The 19,947-nt window shown below is 44.8% G+C and carries 20 protein-coding genes; 9 read left to right on the top strand and 11 right to left on the bottom strand.

Going from position 1 to position 19,947, the window contains the following annotated elements; all coding sequences use genetic code 11:
• Positions 1–33: 33 nt before the first annotated feature.
• The 7 genes from FIU99_RS19455 to FIU99_RS19425 form a co-directional block, all read right to left on the bottom strand.
• Complete coding sequence (locus FIU99_RS19455; RefSeq protein WP_152472500.1) at positions 34–1,845, bottom strand: GGDEF domain-containing protein; 1,812 nt, start codon at positions 1,843–1,845, stop codon at positions 34–36.
• Complete coding sequence (locus FIU99_RS19450) at positions 1,838–3,007, bottom strand: substrate-binding protein (protein WP_006960498.1); 1,170 nt, start codon at positions 3,005–3,007, stop codon at positions 1,838–1,840. Before FIU99_RS19450 ends, FIU99_RS19455 begins: the two co-directional genes overlap by 8 nt.
• A 119-nt stretch (positions 3,008–3,126) precedes the next feature.
• Positions 3,127–3,855, bottom strand: a complete 729-nt coding sequence (locus tag FIU99_RS19445; RefSeq protein ID WP_006960499.1) for a GGDEF domain-containing protein — start codon at positions 3,853–3,855, stop codon at positions 3,127–3,129.
• A 34-nt stretch (positions 3,856–3,889) separates the two neighbouring features.
• Positions 3,890–4,198 carry a helix-turn-helix domain-containing protein gene (locus tag FIU99_RS19440; protein WP_019276654.1) on the bottom strand — a complete coding sequence of 103 codons (309 nt, stop codon included), beginning with the start codon at positions 4,196–4,198 and terminating at the stop codon, positions 3,890–3,892.
• Between the two features lie 345 nt (positions 4,199–4,543).
• Complete coding sequence (gene dgcA, locus FIU99_RS19435) at positions 4,544–5,524, bottom strand: N-acetyl-D-Glu racemase DgcA (protein ID WP_152472499.1); 981 nt, start codon at positions 5,522–5,524, stop codon at positions 4,544–4,546.
• An 8-nt stretch (positions 5,525–5,532) separates the two neighbouring features.
• A complete protein-coding gene (dgcN, locus tag FIU99_RS19430) occupies positions 5,533–6,537 on the bottom strand; it encodes an N-acetyltransferase DgcN (RefSeq protein WP_152472498.1) in 1,005 nt (334 codons plus the stop codon).
• Positions 6,538–6,635: 98 nt separating this feature from the next.
• The gene (locus FIU99_RS19425; protein ID WP_095571439.1) at positions 6,636–7,520 is read right to left on the bottom strand and encodes a LysR family transcriptional regulator; all 885 of its coding nucleotides are present in this window, start codon (positions 7,518–7,520) and stop codon (positions 6,636–6,638) included.
• 151 nt (positions 7,521–7,671) lie between these two features.
• Here FIU99_RS19425 and yegD point away from each other — a divergent pair, with 151 nt between their 5' ends.
• From yegD to FIU99_RS19410, 3 genes are all read left to right on the top strand, one after another.
• Positions 7,672–9,024 carry a molecular chaperone gene (yegD, locus tag FIU99_RS19420; protein ID WP_152472497.1) on the top strand — a complete coding sequence of 451 codons (1,353 nt, stop codon included), beginning with the start codon at positions 7,672–7,674 and terminating at the stop codon, positions 9,022–9,024.
• A 389-nt stretch (positions 9,025–9,413) separates the two neighbouring features.
• On the top strand, positions 9,414–10,445 hold the full coding sequence (locus FIU99_RS19415; RefSeq protein ID WP_006960509.1) for a porin: 1,032 nt from the start codon (positions 9,414–9,416) through the stop codon (positions 10,443–10,445).
• A 191-nt stretch (positions 10,446–10,636) separates the two neighbouring features.
• Entirely contained in the window at positions 10,637–11,251 is a 615-nt protein-coding gene (locus FIU99_RS19410) for a fumarylacetoacetate hydrolase family protein (RefSeq protein WP_152472496.1), read from the top strand.
• A gap of 175 nt (positions 11,252–11,426) precedes the next feature.
• Here the strand turns inward: FIU99_RS19410 and FIU99_RS19405 are convergent, their stop codons facing one another.
• The 3 genes from FIU99_RS19405 to FIU99_RS19395 all read right to left on the bottom strand — a co-directional run bounded on the left by FIU99_RS19405 (position 11,427) and on the right by FIU99_RS19395 (position 13,355).
• A complete protein-coding gene (locus tag FIU99_RS19405; protein ID WP_099608599.1) occupies positions 11,427–11,735 on the bottom strand; it encodes an AzlD domain-containing protein in 309 nt (102 codons plus the stop codon).
• Positions 11,735–12,451 carry an AzlC family ABC transporter permease gene (locus FIU99_RS19400; RefSeq protein WP_172974079.1) on the bottom strand — a complete coding sequence of 239 codons (717 nt, stop codon included), beginning with the start codon at positions 12,449–12,451 and terminating at the stop codon, positions 11,735–11,737. Before FIU99_RS19400 ends, FIU99_RS19405 begins: the two co-directional genes overlap by 1 nt.
• Positions 12,452–12,527: 76 nt before the next feature.
• The gene (locus FIU99_RS19395) at positions 12,528–13,355 is read right to left on the bottom strand and encodes an AraC family transcriptional regulator (RefSeq protein ID WP_152472494.1); all 828 of its coding nucleotides are present in this window, start codon (positions 13,353–13,355) and stop codon (positions 12,528–12,530) included.
• A 211-nt stretch (positions 13,356–13,566) separates the two neighbouring features.
• Here FIU99_RS19395 and FIU99_RS19390 point away from each other — a divergent pair, with 211 nt between their 5' ends.
• The 6 genes from FIU99_RS19390 to FIU99_RS19365 all read left to right on the top strand — a co-directional run bounded on the left by FIU99_RS19390 (position 13,567) and on the right by FIU99_RS19365 (position 18,530).
• Positions 13,567–14,205 carry a LysE family translocator gene (locus FIU99_RS19390; protein ID WP_038158378.1) on the top strand — a complete coding sequence of 213 codons (639 nt, stop codon included), beginning with the start codon at positions 13,567–13,569 and terminating at the stop codon, positions 14,203–14,205.
• 49 nt (positions 14,206–14,254) lie between these two features.
• Positions 14,255–14,674, top strand: a complete 420-nt coding sequence (locus FIU99_RS19385) for a GNAT family N-acetyltransferase (RefSeq protein ID WP_021457600.1) — start codon at positions 14,255–14,257, stop codon at positions 14,672–14,674.
• A gap of 83 nt (positions 14,675–14,757) precedes the next feature.
• Complete coding sequence (locus FIU99_RS19380; protein ID WP_019276666.1) at positions 14,758–15,123, top strand: hypothetical protein; 366 nt, start codon at positions 14,758–14,760, stop codon at positions 15,121–15,123.
• A 92-nt stretch (positions 15,124–15,215) separates the two neighbouring features.
• A complete protein-coding gene (locus FIU99_RS19375) occupies positions 15,216–17,318 on the top strand; it encodes a protein-disulfide reductase DsbD (RefSeq protein WP_152472493.1) in 2,103 nt (700 codons plus the stop codon).
• Positions 17,318–17,818 carry a redoxin domain-containing protein gene (locus tag FIU99_RS19370; protein ID WP_006960533.1) on the top strand — a complete coding sequence of 167 codons (501 nt, stop codon included), beginning with the start codon at positions 17,318–17,320 and terminating at the stop codon, positions 17,816–17,818. Before FIU99_RS19375 ends, FIU99_RS19370 begins: the two co-directional genes overlap by 1 nt.
• A 10-nt stretch (positions 17,819–17,828) precedes the next feature.
• Positions 17,829–18,530 (top strand): DsbA family protein, encoded by a 702-nt coding sequence (locus FIU99_RS19365; protein WP_095571447.1) that lies wholly within the window; start codon positions 17,829–17,831, stop codon positions 18,528–18,530.
• Between the two features lie 53 nt (positions 18,531–18,583).
• Here FIU99_RS19365 and FIU99_RS19360 read toward each other — a convergent pair whose 3' ends face one another.
• On the bottom strand, positions 18,584–19,903 hold the full coding sequence (locus FIU99_RS19360; RefSeq protein WP_031343092.1) for an O-antigen ligase: 1,320 nt from the start codon (positions 19,901–19,903) through the stop codon (positions 18,584–18,586).
• Positions 19,904–19,947 lie beyond the last annotated feature (44 nt).

The raw sequence follows: 19,947 nt of genomic DNA, 5'->3' as shown, positions 1-19,947 counted from the left end.
TCAGTAGAAAAAGTTATTCAACATCAGCCCGCACTATAGCGGGCTTTTTGATTCCTGTACTTTAATCTGATTACGCCCACTTTCTTTCGCCATATACAGTTGTTTATCTGCACTAGATAGTGCTTTGGCAAAGTCATCATCCAACCATTCCACCACACCGATGCTGACAGTTACTTTGGAGCAGACGACCGATCTCAAACTGGCGACCAGCTGAACTTCTACTCGGCTGCGAATTCTCTCCGCTAAACTGGCTGCATCTTCCAGCTGAGTTTCCGGCAAGATTAACGCAAACTCTTCACCACCCAGTCGACCAAAGATATCGGTATCGCGGATCTCACTGGCCACTAACGTACAGAAAGTTTTCAGCACCGAATCACCAATCGCATGGCCGTAGTTATCGTTGATCTGTTTGAAGTGATCAAGGTCCATCATACATATGCATGAGACGGCGTTAAGCCGTCGAATATCCTCGGCATGATTGACCAATGCGCGACGGTTGAGAATGCCTGTTAATGGGTCTTCGCGCACCAGCTTAACCAGTTGAGATTCTTTGGTCTTGATGCTGTAAGCCATGTCAGAGAAGGCACTAAAGAGCTGGCCAATTTCATCATCTCTGACAGAGAAATCAGTTTTCGCCCGGCCTGTTTTTGAGAGCACTGAGATTCGTCGACGCAGATCGACGATCGGTGAGGCGATGTAGTGGGAAAGATAAAGAGTCAAAGATGCAAATAAGAACAGAGCAATACATAGATAGAGGAACACCTCGCGCATTAGTAGTAAGTTGCTCGACTTGAGTTCCTCCATTGATACATACACCACCAAGTTTATGCCTTTTTGATTATCGGGAATGGATGGGTGGGTGTTGTCCACAGAGATAAGATGATTTTGAATATTCAACTCTATAGGTTGATTGATCAGCATCCCGTTTAGATCGTCTCTCATCTGTGGCTTATTGGTCTCATTAAGGCCTGCTTTTGAGAGTTCATGCAGCGATAAATGATTGGCTGCGGACAATGAGTGAAGACCTTGGTTTCGTACCATTAAAACATCTACGTGTTGGAGGTTACTCTGAATCAAGGTGTTTTTTATCTGGTAAAGGTGGTCTTCAACTATGGTGCGATCCAATACGGCGGTGTAAAAGCCGACTATTTGCTTATCGCATCCAATAAGAGGTCGCGAATATAGATAAGTTTCGGTTTCGAATATCAGGCCTAGCTTTGAAATAGTTTCTGCGCTGGCAAGGCTGATGACTTGGCGAGGGAGTCGTCTTCCCTCACGAATCTTAACCAGTAAGTTACTCAAATCTCTACTCGCTTGAGAGTTCACCTCGCCACGCTGGTTAAGTTCGAGTAACTGACGGAGGGTTTCTTGTTCTAACCGTAGATTCTCGGGATAAGTGGTTTGCCACTCTTGGTATGAAGTGTGTAGTAGGGCAAGAACGTGTTCAGGCAGAAGAATAAGGCCCTTAATGTTTTTACGAAGTACGTACCGATTACTCTTATTCGAAGACAAACTAAATGCAGTGACCTGTCCGGATAAGTCCGAAATCGCGAGCGCGGAGAAACCACTGGTGAAACTCAAGGCGTCTGCAGAAGAGATAGATAATGAGCTCTCTCCTTCTTTGCAGGTTGTTATCTCACTACTAAGGCGATCAAATTCGGTAAATCGTCCTTCTACATAGTGACTAATTTCATTAGCGCCTAGAGACGAAGAAAGTTGAATAGACTGGAAAATGTGGTCGATGGTGAGCTTTTCTCGAGCTTTGTAATAGGCGTAGCTGAAGATCAGCAATGACACTGCTAAGGGTAGAAGTATGATAAAAATCTTTACGCTAAGCTTATTCATTTCCTACAGGTCTTTGATCCTCTGGTTTGATGGTCCCTAACTGTTCGATCACATTTAGCTTACCGTTGGTAAACTGGCCCAAGTACATGGGCAGTTCAAAGTGATGATCATCTCTGAGTTTAATCGCCAGCTCTCTCTCATATAGAGTTAGCCCAGGGAGTTGGTTGATGACAACTTCTTTATCAACTGAGCCTGCTTTTTCTATCGCTGCTTTGAGTAAGTAAATCAGATCGTAATGAGACTTGCTGGAATAGGTCACCACCGATTCAGAACCATGATAGTTTTTATAATCGTTGACGAATTTCTGTAATACAGGTTCATCGTTCTGACTAAAAAAGTGAAGAGCAGTGAGTACGCCTTCTAAAGCGTCATCACCAAGATTGGACAAATAGGTTTCATCGGCCGCAAAAGCTACGATTTGAAGAGGTCGGCCAAAGTTAAACGACTTCAACTGGGATAAGAAAGTAAAGCCATCAACACCGGGTAAGATGAGCATTAGTGTTTCAGCGCCAGAGGTTTTAATGCGCTCGAATACAGAAGTGAAGTCTTTTACACCAAATGGGGTAAACTCTATATCAACGACGCTACCTTGGTGTTCATTGACGGAGTTTACAATACTTTCAGCCATCCGGTGTGGCCAGATATAGTCATAGCCGAAGATATAAAAATCTTTCCCCACGTTGTCGATCAGGTAAGGAACGATAGGTTCAATGTAATGCTCTGGAATGGCGCTGTAGCAAAACAGGTAGCGATTAAAATGTTGGCCTTCATAATCGATACCGTAAAACAAAGGGGTTTGAAATGTTTCCGCGACTTCCGCCATGGCATAACGAGCCGCACTACTAACAGGGCCAAACAGAGCAAATACTTGGCTTTGCTGTACTAATTCACGGCTGTATTTTACGGTTTTTGCTGGATCAGTCTGGTTATCACGGATGATGAGTTCAAGTTGTCTGTCAAGAACCCCACCATTTGCATTGATTTGGTCGACGGCAAGCTGGGCGCCTTTCAGTGCTTGCTGACCATATATAGCAAAGGTCCCTGTCAAAGGTAGGACAACACCGAGTTTGATATTGGGCTGCTGCGGAAGGCAACTGGTCGTGAGCAGCAAAACTGATGCCGCGAATACATATTTCACGATACGTCCAACCGATGCCACCATAAGCTACCTTGAGAATCCATTCTCACATTCTATTAATAAAAGTTTAAAAAGCGCATTTAGTAAAGCGCATTGGGGGCTTGCTTGTGATGCAGACTAAGTAACGCCATAGTAAAGTCGGCTCAGGTCTCGTTAACCTGGGCAGGTTTACGGCCTCTAGATGTTGATCTTCGCCTCTTCATCAGATACATGTTTTTATCGGCACGGGTAATTGCTGAAAATAACTCGCCTTTAGCACTACCCGATATACCATAGCTAAACTCAATTTCAGAGTTTGCCACGTATCCTAACAACCGTTCAATGAAGTCACCGCTACGCCCAGGTTGGACATAAGCAATAAATTCATCTCCACCATATCGAACCAAATATTCATTCTTGAGAATGCAATGAGACAAATATCGAGCAAATAATACGAGCAAAGCATCACCGTAATCATGGCCAAGCGTATCGTTGATAGATTTAAAGTTATCAATATCCAGATAGATGACGTCGTAATCCTTTTCTGGGATCTTGCGCATGAATTTTCGATTATTAAGTTGGGTCAGATGATCTTTTTCTGATTCTTCTTTGAGTTTAAAATATAACGAAGATACGCCAGATAGCATCAAAATATGAGCAATTAGCAGCGTTGTCGACGAAATTAACAAAACTTCATCTTTATGATCAGAACTAATAGCAGGCCATGACAACTGACAATAGTTGATGAATAGCTCAATGATCATCGAAATCATTGCTAATAAACATCCATACAGTATTTTATTGCTCACCTGATGGCGCAATAAAAGATAGGATATATAGAGAAGAATTATTATTTTTGTCAGTTGTATGGCGAGGTCGAGTTCAGAAATCATTGTCGTGTCTATCCAAAACAGCAAAGATGCTAACTTATTGTTTTTGAATTCCTTCTAGTATTTTTAGAATATCAAGCTTTGTTGTTTCACTGTGGCTGGAGGCTTCTATTATGATATTTGCTAACGTATCGTCATCACAGTAGAAGTAAGCGACGGTTATCTCTAGCGCCGCAGATATGCGTTTTACGGTCGTGTAATCAGGAGCATGTTTACCAGTTTCGTACTGACTAATTCTAGCGCTTGCGCTTCCTGACTCCATCCCTAGTTTTTGCCCCAGCTCTTCCTGAGTGATACCTCTTTTCTTTCTTATGTCTCTTAGCCTTCTAGGTAATGGGCTGGTCATGCAGTGAGTACCTCCACTATCAAAGCAGAGTCATTTTAACCTTATAGTATTAGATATATTACTAAGGAATTTTTAGATTCTAAGTTTTTGGGTATATCTATTAAATAAGCAATGACTTTTTCACTGTTATCGACAGCTGTTTTATGAACTTTAGAACAATATTTTGTTAATTCATGATGCGATTTAAGTGAGGGGCTATTATCGATATATTTGTGATTATTTTTACTAGCACTTTATTACTAGTTTGATCTAGTTAATAGGAACTATTTTGATCAATAAGTAAACAGAAGCCCCCGAATAAAGAGTTTATATTTAATTCGGGGTTATAAAATTGGAAGGAATATATTATTTTTGATGATTGTTTAAATCTAAAGTTCCAGATTGATAAATTAAGCCATCAGGGATATCCGTGCCAAGTAGCACTGGCCCGTCCAAGTCAACAATCTCTGCTCGGGTTGCGATAGGTAAAGCAGCCTTCATTGCTAACGAGGTACCGAGCATACAGCCCACCATAATAGAAAACCCTTTCGCTCTTGCTTCTTGTTCCAACGCCATTGCTTCTGTTAGACCGCCCGATTTATCGAGCTTAATATTGATCATCTCGTAACATCCCTCTAAGCGGGAGAGGTCGCTACGCACATGGCAACTCTCATCAGCGCAGATAGGAATCGGATGTGAGATCCCCTTTAATAAACCATCTTGACCTTTGGGAACGGGTTGCTCGATCATAGTGATATTAAGCTGTTCTAAAGCTGAAAATAGCTCGCCGAGATCTTGATTCTGCCAGGCTTCGTTGGCATCAAGGATAATTTTGCATTCTGGCGCTGCACGTCTAACGGCAGTGACTCGCGGTACAATGTCTTTGTCGTCCAGTTTGACCTTGAGCAGAGTGGCGCCCTGCTCTATATAATCACTGGCTTGTTGCGCCATTTTTTCTGGTGTATCGATCGAGACCGTCATCGCTGTCTCGATTTGTGAGCGGATATCAAAGTAGGGAGATGGAAAGTGTAATCCGTCCGTCTTTGCAATCAAATCCCATAATGCACAGTCGAGCGCGTTTCTTGCGGCTCCAGCCGGCATTTTCTGTAGCGCGACTTTTGCTTCAGTAGCGGAAAGCGTTTTCAACGTAGGAATAATTTGATGAATTTGCGTCAATACTGATTCAACGCTTTCGCCATACCTCGGGTAAGGCGTACATTCTCCCATCGCAACATGAGTTAGATGGTGGATCTCCACTCGAACTACATCACAATGCGTTCTTACTCCTCGCGAGATGGCAAAAGGACGAGCTAGAGGAATTGATTCACTGAATGCTGTAATGTCCATGTTTAGCCTCACAGAGTTTTAATATGTGCGGCAATTGCATCGATGCCGAATCTGACTGGGTCGGTGACCGGAACCTGATATTGCTCTTGCCAATCGGCACAAAGCGCCATGGCATCTTCTTCACTAATAGCAGAGGTATTCAGACTGATACCTGCCAGTTGAGCATTAGGATTCGTCAGTTGTGCAGCTGCGAGGTTAGCGCTTATTGTTGCTTCAATTGTCGGTAATTGACAATGCGGTAGATGACGAATATGAGGGCGGCCAATTTCGTGGCATAGCACCAAAGCATCTGCCTGCGCGCCGTGTAGTAAGCCGAGACTCACGCCTGCAAAAGAAGGATTGAACAGTGAGCCCTGGCCTTCGATGATATCCCATTCGTGATCGGTAAATTCAGGGCTGATTTTTTCTACAGCGCCTGAAATGAAATCCGCAACAACCGCATCAATCGATATGCCTCGTCCGTCAATTAAGATGCCCGTTTGACCTGTGGCTTTAAATTGTGCTGAGACATTAATATTGCGCAATGCTTTTTCTAATGCCAATGCTGTAAACATTTTACCGACAGAGCAATCAGTACCGACAGTTAAGATACGTTTACCTTTGCGTGGTATGCCATTGCCGACTTCTAGGCTCTGGTCAAAATGACGAACATCGTGCAGTTTAGTAGTACCTTGTTGTTCCAGCTCGGCCAGTTCAGGGATATCTTTTAGTCGTTGATGCATGCCGGAGGCAATTTCAAAGCCTAGCTCCGCTGCTTGAATTAAGCACTCTTGCCAGCTTTCAGGTATGAAGCCGCCTGCATTGGCTGTACCAATGACGAGTGTCTTTGCTCCCTCATTTTTTGCTTCTTCTAGAGTTAGATTGGGTAAATTAAGAGTGACAGTGTCACTCGCTAGGCGTAGCTCACCAACACATTGTTCAGGTCGCCAAAGTGCAATACCTCGTGCCGTTTTTGCTGAAATCGGGTCGGTAACGTCGCCAAGAAAGAGTAAGTAAGGTTGAGCAATAGACATAAAGCATCCTTGATTAACAGAATAAGCAGATGCATACACTCTATTGAACTCAATGCTTTATGCCGAATACCTATTTGTTGCTAGGGTATAACGTTAAGCTATACACCTTGTCGCGCGGCTTCTTGAAGGCGCTCAGCGAACCACTTGGCTGAAACAGAAAGCGGGTAATGCTGGCAATAAATCAGGGAGACGTTTACTGGTATCGCTGGCATTAATGAAGCACATTGGATCTGCGGATACGATTGATAATGCTTGGCGGTCCAAGGATCGATAATGGCGTTTGCCGCACCATGCACGACCATTTCCGCGGCAACATTATAACTTCTAACGCTGACCTTTGGGTGAAAGTTTGGGGCGACGGCATGAATGGATTGGTGCAGCTGAAACCCAAGTGGATCTCGCGTGTCGAGTCCAACCAGTGGCAACGAACTCTCTAGTAGTTCCTGAAGTGTGACTGAGTGCTGAGCGATCGTCTCTGTGGGGGTCAGCACCTTCATTTCTGTGTTGAGTAACGTGTCTTGAACAATGGAAGAAGCGCTCTCTTCCCCAAAGCATACAGCGAGGTCTAATTCGTTTTTTACTAGACCATCAATCAGTTCATCTCGATTTGCAGTGCACACTTCTAAGGTATAGTCCGTGTTATTGCAAACCTCTGCTATGACCGGTGCGAGGAAACCAGAGGCAAGTATTGGCGGTGAACCAATGCGGAGGTGATGCTGTCCATGCTTGAGTTTGCTGGTTAAACTTCGAAATTGACCAAGTTGTTGGTAGATCTTTTCTGCCTCTGTAATCAGAGATTGGGCTTCCTGAGTTGGAACCAGCCGACCTTTTACTCGATCAAATAGCGTGAACCCTAATTGCTGCTCAGTATGAGCCAGTACTCGGGTGACATTGGGCTGTGAAACATGAAGCTGCTTGGCTGCCCCTGACACTGTGCCAGCGTGCATGACGGCATAAAACACTTCTATCTGGCGTAGATTCACTTCCTCGCTTCCCTAAGTACATGAACGGATAGCAGCCACTTTAAAACAAATGGATGCAGTTAAAAAGAATTAACCTAACTGGGTTGACCTGTCTATAAGTGTAGGCTTTACTGTGCGGCCCGATTTTTGGTAGATGATAAAGAGGTGATTGATGGCGATTGGATTCGATTATGGAACGGCTAACTGTTCGGTAGCGGAATTGGTCAATGATGAGATCAGGCAGATCCCTCTGGTTGGAGATAGCTACTATATTCCATCTACTTTATGTGCGCCAACAGCGGAAGTTGTCTCTGAATATTTGTTTCGCTGTTTAGACATTGAGCCTGGTAGCGAAATCAGTGAAAGCGTACTGCGTCGAGCAATTAAGCTTAATCGCGAGGAAGGACTGGAAGTACGCTCTGACGATATTCGATTTGGTCAGCAAGCCTTAGAGCTCTATCTGGAAGATCCCAAGGATGTTTATTACGTAAAGTCCCCCAAATCGTTCCTTGGGGTGACAGGCCTGCGTGATATGCAGTTGGCCTTCTTTGAGGACTTGGTCTGCGCCATGATGGCTAATATCAAAACTCAGGCAGAATGCTCACTTCAAAAAGAGATTTCACAGACAGTTATTGGTCGTCCAGTGAACTTTCTTGGTCGGGGTGGAAATGATTCTAACCTACAGGCAGAAGGTATTTTGCGCCGCGCTGCCCGCCGAGCAGGCTTTAAAGATATCGAGTTTCAGTTTGAGCCTCTGGCGGCAGGTTTAGATTATGAAGCGAGCCTTGAACAGAATAAAAATGTGTTGGTTGTTGATATTGGTGGTGGTACAACAGATTGCTCATTTGTTCAGATGGGCCCAAGTTGGTGTGGAAAACAGGACAGAAGTGAGTCTTTAATTGCTCACTCTGGGCAACGAATTGGCGGTAATGACCTAGATATTTTCACTGCCTTTAAGTGCTTTATGCAGGAGTTTGGTATGGGGTCAACTAGCCAGTCTGGCCTAGACATCCCAACCACTCAATTTTGGAACCCCATTGCAATCAACGATGTTCAGGCCCAGCGCAAGTTCTACGCACATGAAAACCTCAAGCAGCTACGACTATTGCTAAAGGAAGCTCGTGAACCTGAAAAACTGGCTAGACTAGTGCAGTTGCATCAAGAAACCCTTGGTTATTCGGTGATTCGAGAAGCAGAGCAAACTAAGATAGCGTTGGCTGACGCGGCGGCTTACAACGCAAATCTGGATCTACTTTCTGAAGTGGTTTCACTATCTGTAACACGCCAACAAATGGAAGAAGCCATTGTCAATCCAACTGAGAAAATCAAAGCGCTGGTTATCGAAGCTATTAAGCAAAGTAGTATCAAGCCTGATGTGATTTACATGACAGGGGGCTCAGCCCGTTCACCTATCCTCACTGGGGCAGTGAAATCCGTACTTCCTGACACACCTGTGATAAGCGGGAACTATTTTGGTTCGGTAACGGCAGGGCTTGCTCGCTGGGCAAATACGATCTTCAGATAGCGGATGTAGAGTAACCAACTAGGTTGTTCCACCATTGCACTTTGCCTAATTACTATCCTGTTAATTTGACTGGATTTAGCTTTAAAAGCCCTCTATTGATAGAGGGCTTTTTACTTTTTTCAAAAAAGTTCCGTTTAAATTTCAAAAAGTGTGAACTTGATCGAGAGGTAAGAAAAGGCCTCTTCTCTCACTAAAAACTTTAATACTTTCATGTGGTTAAAAATTGTTCACATTTTTGTTATTTGAGCAATTTCTAATAAATCTTCAAGCTAAGCACTTGGTTGCACTTCATTTTTAAATATTTCGTACTACGTTTTAATTGTTCGTGATGCTTTGGCCCTACAGGCCAGACACGGACAGAAGTTACAAACCTAAACGGACGTTAAGTTATGAAAATTAAATTATTAGCCGCTGCGATTGCGGCAACAGCATGTGGTACTAACGCTTTCGCTGCAGAAATCTACAATAGCGAAGGTTCAACAATTTCTATCGGTGGCTACGTAGATGTAGGCATCGGTGAGTATGACTCGGCAGATGAAGTGGAGGTGCATGATGTGTCTCCTCGAATCAACATCGCCGGAACACAAGATATCGGTAACGGTTTTACTGTCGATGCGAAAGGGGAATGGGCTCTAAACTACCTTGATGGTGGTGACACTTCTTTCACTACTCGTTTGGGTTACATTGGTGCGACTCATGAGCAGTTCGGTCGATTTGTAGTCGGTACTCAGTGGTCTCCATACTACGATATCGCCGGTGTTGCGGATTTACCAATCGCATTCGCCAATGACTTCTTATATGACGATCACAACAATCTCGGTACAGCTCGCGGTGAAGACATGGTCAGCTACCGTAAAGCGATCGAGCTGGGAGACATGGGAAGTCTAAATCTAGGCTTAGCATGGCAAGGTAAGCATACTGCAACCACGGATACTCAAACCGTTTCTGGTGGCACTGTTACGACGACTCGTACAAGCAAAGAGTACGACGCACGTGGTCAAATCGCATTGTCGATGAGTGTTTACGGTTTTAACCTAGGCTATTCATACAACGGCGGTGATGTAGACAACGTAGATGCGCATTCGCACGCGTTTGCTTTTAGCTCTGGTTCATACGGTGACGGCCTATACTCTGCTGTTGTTTATGCAATGAATGAAAATATGAATGGCTTCGAGGAAAGCGATGAGTATGAAATCCTTCTCGCTTACGCATTGGGTAACGGTTGGAACTTAAGCGTCAACTACGAAGCTGAAATTGATGACAAAGCTAGTAAAACTCAGTACAGCGAATCTGCATTGCAGGCAGAGTACACCTTCACGCCTAATTTCATGGGCTTTGTTGGTTATCAGTTTGACCTAGGCAATGACATTAACGTGAAAGAGGAAGACAATTGGACCATTGGTGCTCGTTACTTCCTATAAATCAATAAGATCTACTGCCTCAACACGTAATTGTGTTAGCGCCTATCCAGTGTTGGATAGGCGTTTTTCTGTTTTCTGGGATGGGTGTACCAATTATGGGGATTGGATCTTAGTTTCGAAACACGATGGGTTAATTCATTAATATGTTGAATTAATATTGGCGTTCGGAGTAGAACGATCAGGGAAGCAGCATGAATTCGGTAAAACTTGGCGATAAAAGTATCTATCCTAGCAAAGTGGTTTGCGTGGGACGCAATTATCTTGAGCACATCAAAGAGCTAAATAATGCAGTACCGGATGAAATGGTTGCGTTCAACAAACCGTCTTCTTCTATCTCTTCGCAGTTAATATCGCACCACGGTGAAACACTACACTACGAGGGCGAAATCTGCTTTATCGTAAGTGGAGGTCAATTGAGTGCGGTTGGGCTCGGATTGGACCTAACCAAACGCGAGTTGCAATCCAAACTTAAGAATAAAGGGTTACCGTGGGAGCGCGCGAAAGCTTTCGACGGCTCAGCTGTATTTAGCCGCTTTATTTCTTTAAATGGTATTGTAATTGAATCGCTGGAAATTGAGCTGTTTATTAACTGTGTTCGTGTTCAAAAGGGGGCCGTCACCCAAATGATGTATCCGCCCCAAACCATTCTCGAAGAGCTCAGAACATACACCACTTTAAATGATGGCGATATCGTAATGACTGGCACCCCGCAAGGCGTTGGTGAAGTTCATACTGGTGATGTGTTCCTTGGACGATTAAAAGCTGAAGGTAAAACGCTGATCGAAATTGAATGGTTAGCGCAATAACCCTTTACCTTTCCCCTAGGGAAAGGAGTAACCTCTGAATTCTGGTTAACTCAGAGGTCATTATTATGGGATGTTGTAATCAAGCTCCAAAAGGTGGTACTACTCAGCTAGGTGTACTGGTCAAGTGGGTCACGATGCTAGGATGTGGTGTTTTGTTATTGGCTTTGATATTCGGCTAAAGCAGCTTTAGGCCAACAAACACCAACATACTGGCTAAGGTCGTCAGTAACACATTTTTAGTTTTCCAAGCCAAGATTGCCGCCAATACTGCAGAAAGTAGGTATGGGTTATCTGGCGTAAGCCAGAGCTGCTTTTCAGGCATAAATACAATAGGAGCCCAGATTGCGGTCAGAACTGCCGGGCTTGAATAGCTGAGCAGGCGATGCGTTTTTGGGCTTAATCGCAAAGGTAGTCTAGGCTCAAGAAAAACATAACGGCTTAGGAAAACCAATGCTGTCATGGCTAAAATAGAAAGCATAATCATTATTTTGCCCCTCTTACTGTCTCGCAAACATAGCCCGCCACCATTCCGCATACGCTAGCAATCATTAGCCCTGACTCAATTTTCAAATAGCTGCAGACCACCGAGACGAGAAGCGAAGTTAACACCGCCATTAATATAGGGAAGCTTTTGATGTTGGGTGTGACAATTGCAATGAATGTCGCGGCGACCGCAAATTCCAATCCGAGCTCATTCATTCCTGGGATCTGGCTGCCAGCAATGATGCCAGCCAAGGTGGCTAGGTTCCAGCAAAGGTAAAAGCTGAGTCCAGCGCCGAGTGCATACCAGCGATTGAACTGCTGTTCTGATTGTTGACCACACAATGCAAACAACTCATCAGTGAGTAGAAAACCCAACCCTAATCGCCATTTGAATGGTAATGGGCTGACTTTACTGCGCATAGATACGCTGTATAAAAAGTGGCGTGAAGTAATAAAGAAGGTTGCCAGCAGCATAGTGGCGAGTCCAGCTCCGGCTTTTAACATACCTGTTGCCACAAGCTGAGCTGAACCTGCAAAAAGAATCGCCGACAAAGCTTGGCTTTCTATCACAGTAAGACCGGCATCAATGGCAAAAGATCCTGCAAGCAGCCCCCAAGGAATAACGGCAAGGCTCAGAGGCATCATAGCGAATGCTCCTTGCATGAATAATCGTTGTTTACTTGGTGTGTATGGAGAATTCAATGTCGTACTACTCATAAAAATTTGATTGGTTGTTAGACTTGTAATTATTAATACACACGTAAAATCGCGTGCCTTGTATAAAATTGCGCAGCTAAATGCTGTTGGCGTATTGCTTTGGGGTGACCCCCATAGCTCGTTTGAAGTGGCGATGAAAGTGGCTTTGATCGTGGAATCCGGATTCTTGAGCTACATCGGATATTTTCATGCCTTGACGCATCAGGCGCTTTGCGAATCTAAGTCGTGATTGGATTTGGTAGGAGTGTGGTGGCAACCCATACGCTTTCTGAAAGCTTCTCACAAGATGAAATGGGCTTAATCCTGCGAGTTTGGCCAGATCTTCCAACGACACATTCGCCTGTGGAAAGTCATCGAGAAACTCTTTAACGATACCAATCTGTTTAGAGCCAGACGTTATCAAATCGCTGGATTGTCTGCTTTTGCTATGGCGAGCGATGAGTTTAACCAGTGTGCCGTAAACCAACGTTTCTCTAAGTAGTTTATTGTCAGACTTTTCTAGTACATCAAAGACCAGCCTTAACTGTTGTGCCATTTCAGGGTCGTATACGACTGGCTCTGGGAAATAAGGGGCAGATAATGCTGGGGCTAAACCTGAAGTAATCTGAGTGAATTGTTCAGGAAGAGGGTACATGGCTTTGTATTCCCATCCTCCTTCAGTCGCCGTCTGGCCGTTATGCACTTCATCCGCATTGACTAAAATAATGCTGTCTTGAGGCGCAATATGATTGCCTCCGGTTCGATAGAACTTTTGCGCGCCTTTCTCTATAACACCAACGGTATAGCCTTCGTGGCTGTGGCGTGAAAAGTTTTGATGAGTATATTTCGCATCGAGTAACTCTAGCCCGCCAAGCTCAGAAGCAAATTGAAAACGTGCCGACTCCTTCTTTTTGATATCAGCCATTCCTAGAAACTCCACACTTAAAACTCTCACCAGTCTAGCTTATAAGTTTCGCTTATTTTTGTACAAAATTGCTTTCCTTTTAAGAAAAAGTTAATGGTCTGTGATGGTTTTATGTGTTGCTTTTTTGCTTTTCAATTGAGTTTTGTGCCTGGTTATTGATCTTTTTTTGATATAAAATCCCGCGCTTTATTGATTGCCTAATATAATAATTATGATTGATATGTCTGTGCTTCCAGTTTATTTAACTGCAGTGGTGGCACTTTTATTGTTGCCTGGCCCGGATATGCTTCTGATCGCCAGTTCCAGTATGAGTTATGGCCGTCGAGTAGGTGTTTTTGCCAGTTTGGGTAACGCGACATCAGGTGTGATCTTAACGCTGCTTGCTGCCGCGGGCGTCTCAGCCTTGGTGGCGATGAGCCCTCTAGCGCTTAAGGCGCTTCATCTTCTAGGTGGCGCTTACTTGTTAAAAATGGGCTGGGATTGTCTACGAGCGAGCGACAGTGGGAATCCTGATTTGGACCCGTCAAGTAAAGTGGCTGGGACTTTCTATCAGCGAGCATTAGTCAGTAACTTGCTTAACCCTAAAGCTTTAGTCTTCTTTGTCATGTTTTTACCTCAGTTTGTTTCGGTAAATATAGAGGCTTCATCTGGAGAACAAATGTTGGCATTGGGGTTACTGCTCAATGTGCTAGGGCTGGCTTTCAACTTCCTGTTGGTTGCATTGGTGGGTACTTTAGGTAAACCACTGCTTGAAAATGCCAAGTTCCGAACATACCAACATAAGTTCATGGGGCTGATTTTTGCCATTCTGGCATTTTGGATGCTAAGCTCGTTTATCGCAGAGTTGTAATATAAGGCCAGCAATTGCTGGCCTTATTTGTTAAGAGGAAAGGACGTCTATGCACATCAGTTTCATGTTGAACCCGCCAAAGAACATTAAAGATGCTATCTACAATGGGCTGAAATCATTTAACCTCAAGCATTTTCCTGATGAAGACATTGTGTCGTTGGCGTGCATTGCTGAAAATGAACAAGGTGATTTTGTCGGCGGATTAACGGGTGAGATTTTTACAAATACACTTTTTGTTGAATTTTTATGGGTAGACGAAGTCAAACGCTCTGCAGGCACGGGTTCTAGCTTAATGGCTAGAGTCGAGCGAGAAGCTAAAGCCCATGGCGTAACGGATATTTACTTGGATACCTATTCGTTTCAGGCTGCGGAATTTTATCTCAAGCTTGGTTTTAAAGAAGTTGGGCGCTACGAAGGTTTCCCAACGGCAGGCGTTGATAAGATTTTTTTACAAAAGAAAATTGTATAGTGAAGTTCTGACACTACACTAACATTCACTTTAGCCGCATACCCATAATGGGGCGTTTTTAATCCTCGGGTTTTACAGAGTTAATGATCAAGCGTTTGAAATCTGCAGTGATGGCGAGAATTACCTTACTTTTGGTTGGGTGGGTTTTTGCTATCTGCTTTATGCAGAATACCAGCATCATTAGCATGTGCTCGTTTAAGCAGTCTGCTCTTACCGACACAATTCAGCTCACCGATAACGGTGATGGCATTCAAAAACAGTGTGACCTGACAGAAAAGCTGCTCAGCAGTGCCAAGGTTAATCTTGATAACATGATGGTACCGATGTTTTTGTTCATCGTGGTCATCGTTGCCTGGCTGGTTCGGAGTCGACCAGAAGCCCCATCCTTTACCGAACCTATCGTCCCAAAATCTAGGGTTCACCTCACCTTGTGTGTTTTCAGAGAATAAATTCAGTCATGTGTTTCTGACTTCGGTCAGAGGATTTAATACGTCTGTTATATCAACCATTTACAAAAATGGTGACTATTTTGGAAATACACATGAGAAGTTTATTAAAAGACATGGTCATGAGTGCAATCTCTCTGTTGTTTGCACTGAGTACCTTGCTATTCACCACCCAAGCCTTTGCAGAAGTCGATACCGGCTGGATGACCAAGCAGGAGCATCCGCCGCTCAAAACTCGCTTTGTTCTTACGGGTCAGGCTGACGCTGCGAGTAAAACCGTAGAAGGCTTTTTAGAAGTTGAACTGGATGACGACTGGAAGACCTACTGGCGCAGCCCGGGAGAAGGTGGTGTTGCTCCTTCTATTGATTGGGGAGAGTCGACCAATCTTGAAAACGTAGAGTGGCACTGGCCTTACCCGGAACAGTTCAGTTTGCTTGGCATTAATACACTGGGCTATAAAGATAAAACCGTGATTCCTATGACGTTAGCAGTCAAGGATTTTGCTCAACCCGTTGTATTGGATGCCAAGCTAACGATGTCGTCCTGTACCACGATTTGTGTGCTTACGGATTACCCATTTTCACTCACTTTCACCCCAAGTGAGCTGATTATCAATCAAGACGCACTTTATACGCATGCCCAAGCCATCAGCCAGGTACCTAAGTCTTCGCCTTTGTTGTCGAATGCAAAAGCGATCTGGGATGCGAATGCCAATGTTCTTCAAGTTGAGATGACCAAAGCGCTTGGTTGGCAGAACCCGGACTTTATTGTCGATGGGCATTCGGATGATGCAAAGGAGTACAGCTACAAACTGACTGGCTATAGTGTTGATGGAGATACAGTTACGGCAACGTTTGATGTGTCGAGTTGGCTAGGCGACATCAGCTTTATTGATCAGAGTATTTTTGTCACGGTTCAAGACAACAACTTTCTGGCTGAGCAGGACGTCACCGTCTCAAATGGGGTAGTAACCAAGACCGATATCTCTCTATTGCAGATGATTGGCTTTGCTCTGTTCGGCGGTTTGATTCTTAACGTCATGCCGTGTGTTCTACCTGTCTTGGGTATGAAGCTCAGCAGTATTGTGGCAGTGCAAGGTGTTGAACGACGCCAGATCCGCTGGCAATTTCTCGCGTCTTCGGCTGGTATTCTTACCTCATTCTGGTTGCTGGCTGGTTTCCTGTTGATACTTAAGCTGACCGGAAATGCAGTGGGTTGGGGGATTCAGTTCCAAAGCGGTTGGTTTATCGCCATTATGGTGCTGGTCACCAGTCTATTTGGTGCCAATATGTTGGGGTTGTTCGAGATTCGCCTGTCTTCGAAAACCAATACTTGGGCTGCATCAAAAGGCGATAATTCCTATGCCGGACACTTTACCCAAGGCATGTTTGCCACCTTGCTTGCCACTCCGTGTTCTGCCCCGTTCCTAGGAACAGCGGTAGCTTTTGCATTAGCCGCTAGCTCACTGGAGCTGTTTACGATCTTTACTGCCTTAGCCGTTGGAATGGCGCTTCCTTGGATTGGTGTTGCGCTTTTCCCAGGTATTGCGAAACTGCTGCCGAGACCAGGCGCATGGATGAATAAGCTCAAACTCTTGTTTGGCGTCATGATGCTGGCGACCAGTATTTGGCTACTCACGTTACTCAATAACCACATTCCTCCGTTCTGGACGCTGCTTATTGCCTTGGTGGCATTTGTTGTCGTACTGATTCGCGTGAAAAAGGTGTATGGCGACAAAGCCATGGCGATTTCAGGTGGTGGTGCCGTACTCTTGATAGCGGGCGGTTTTGTTCTAGCGAGCATGACCACTGATCACTGGGCAACTCCCTTGCCAGATGATTTGGTTTGGAAGCGCTTATCTAATGAGCGGATTGAGCAAGCCGTTGAACAAGGTCAAACGGTGTTTGTTAACGTGACGGCAGATTGGTGTGTTACCTGTAAAGCGAACAAAATTGGCGTCATTCTACAGGATCCGGTCTATTCGGCACTGAAGCACCCATCGGTCACTTTGATTGAAGGGGACTGGACGCATCCTGATGGTTTAGTGACGGATTATCTGCGTGCCAATGGCCGATTTGGTGTGCCGTTTAACATTGTCTATGGGCCAAGCGCACCCGAAGGTATCCTATTGCCTGTTATCTTATCAAGCGAGGCTGTGATGGAAGCCATTGCAACTGCTGGGGGAGGGAACAGTTAGTGAAACGTTCTCTGCGTTACTGGCTTAAAGAGATTTTGATTCTGGTGGTATTAGCTATTGCGATTTCTGCGGCAATAGACTGGTTTCGTAGCCAGAGCCTACCGACTGAATCGGCGCCGCCGATCACGGGTGTCACTCTGGATGGAGAGTCAGTCGATGTGATTGCCATGAGCTATGAGCAGCCAGTGATGGTCTATTTCTGGGCGACTTGGTGTCCTGCGTGTAAGTTTGTCAGCCCAACGGTTGACTGGTTGAGTCAGTACTATCCGGTCATCGGTGTCGCTGGTTCGTCAGGAACCTCCGCTCGAGTTCGCCAGTTTATGCAGGCTCAAGAGTATCAATTTAGCAATATTAATGATGAAAGAGGGGAGATATTTAATCGTTGGAATATCTCCGTAACCCCAACCGTTTTCATAATCAAAGATGGCAAGGTGGAAAGCATTACAACAGGCATCATTACACCACCGGGTATGTTAGCCAGACTTTGGTTAAATCAATAGGAACAATAAAGTGATTAAGAAATTAACAATAGCACTTGCGATGGGCGTTATGGCGCTATCGCCTCTGGCTCAAGCTCAAAATCAGGATGAGAAAATCAACGAAATTGTCGAGATGCTCAAAGCCAATCCAAGTGTCGTCGACGGGCTTCATGAGAGTCTGGGCATGTACGTTAAACAGCAGCAACAATTTGATCAGTTGCTATCGAGCAGCCAAGCGTACATCAATGACCCTAAGCACACCTCTATAGGGGCAGAAAATGCGGAGTTAACCTTGGTTAACGTGACGGATTACAGCTGCCCTTATTGTAAGAAGCTAGATCTTGAATTGCAGAAGCTGGTAGAGGACTACCCGCAGATCAAAGTCGTTAACTTGTATGTTCCGTTGAAAGAAGGTTCTTCGAGTGTTAACTCGGCGGGTTATGCTTTGAATGTGTGGCAAAACGCACGTGACAAGTATCCTCAAGTTCACGAGTTGCTAGTGGCGAAACCAGGTACTCACGATGCAATTTCTCTGGCTAAAATCGCCAAGAAAACAGGTACAGAGCAATACCTGAACAACCCTGAAGACATTGAAAAGCAGTTGGAAAACAATTACGCGTTGTTCAATGGCTTCGGTTTGCGTGGAACGCCTGCTTTGATTGTCGGCGAGAGCGTGATACCAGGTTATGTGCCTTACGATAAACTGGAAGAAATCGTAGAGAAGCAATTGTAATGAAAAAGGAACACTCCCTCATTGCGAGGGAGTGTTCGCTTACTCGTTACTCGTTAGTCATCTGAGCGTTTACGTTTTACGGCAGGGATGGCAAAAGCCCAGTGAGCGATGAGTAGACAAAGTAAGAAATAGATAGTCGTTGCTGGTGCTTGCAGTGGGAAATCAACACTCATGTGGATCAGCATCCCTAATATAGCCATAAAAGCCCCAAGCCCTGCCCCTTTCATCTGACGGCTGCGTCGATTTCGAAAAGCTTGCATCGACTTAAGCAGAGCAGCGACAACAGCCACTGCCAGTATTGATGTACCAATCAGACCATACTCGAAGACAAACTGGATATAGTCGTTGTGGGCGTGATCGTAAAAGAGCTGAATCTTTCCGTTGTTGTAGGCCTGAAACGACGAGTAAAAACTGCCTCCCCCCAAGCCAAGCAGAGGTTGATGTTGAATTGCCTCCAATGCGGCGTAAACCACGTCGTCACGCGATTCGTTGCTCAGGCTGGTTTCCACCAAACGTTGTTTGACTTTTTCTAGGCCAAACCAAGTGCTGACGATGACCGTATCGATCACAAACAGGCTGGCAATCAAAACGTACATACTTTTAGGCTTGTTCTTATACAGGAGCAACAGAAGCAAACTGCCTGTGGTTAAGGCGATGAAAAATGCCACGTTCCCCATTCTTGAACGCGTCAGCACTAAGGCAATCACCATGATAATCAAACCCAGGCGGATAAAAGCCTTATCGGACAGGAATACAGCGAAGAAGCGCTGTGCCGATAGGGTGATGCTTTGCTTTTGACTGTCTTGCAATTGGGAGATCAGCAATCCAAAACCAATGCATAGGTTAATCATCAGAAAGTTGGCTAAATGATTGTGATAAACGAAGCTACCAGACGCTCGATGTCCATTGGGTAAATCAAAAACGGGTGATAAGGGAAGATCAACCAACTGAATGACACCGGCATAAAAACCCTGACACACACCGCTGCTAACCATGACAAGAATAAGCGCTTTTAGCCGCGGCATATTGGTGATAACGACGGAAGCGATCAGGCAGATCTGCAAATAATGGAGTGTTTTTACTGAGGAAACGAGTGCTAGGCCGGTGTCCTCAAACGAACCAAAGGGAAGAACGGGTTGAATAAAAGCCCAAAGGGTAAATATTGCAAGTGGGATCAATACCCACCGAGTTCGTTTTAATTGATGTAGCCAGTGGTCAGTGGAAAAACACAGAATGCAAAACAGTAGTAATCCCGCTACGAAGAATTCATTGATCGACCACGCCCAAGGTCTGTTTCCTCCGAGAGGGATCGGTAGCCAAAATACAAATAAAAGAAACAGTGGGTAGATCAGACGTTCAAGATAATTGGTCATAAAAACAGCACAAAAAAGAGGCAGGCTCATGGCCTGCCTTGAAT

Source organism: Vibrio sp. THAF64, assembly GCF_009363455.1.
GTDB classification, from domain to species: Bacteria; Pseudomonadota; Gammaproteobacteria; order Enterobacterales; family Vibrionaceae; genus Vibrio; species Vibrio coralliilyticus.
Note: the sequence above shows the minus strand (reverse complement) of the source record. Positions and strands in the feature narration are given on the sequence as shown.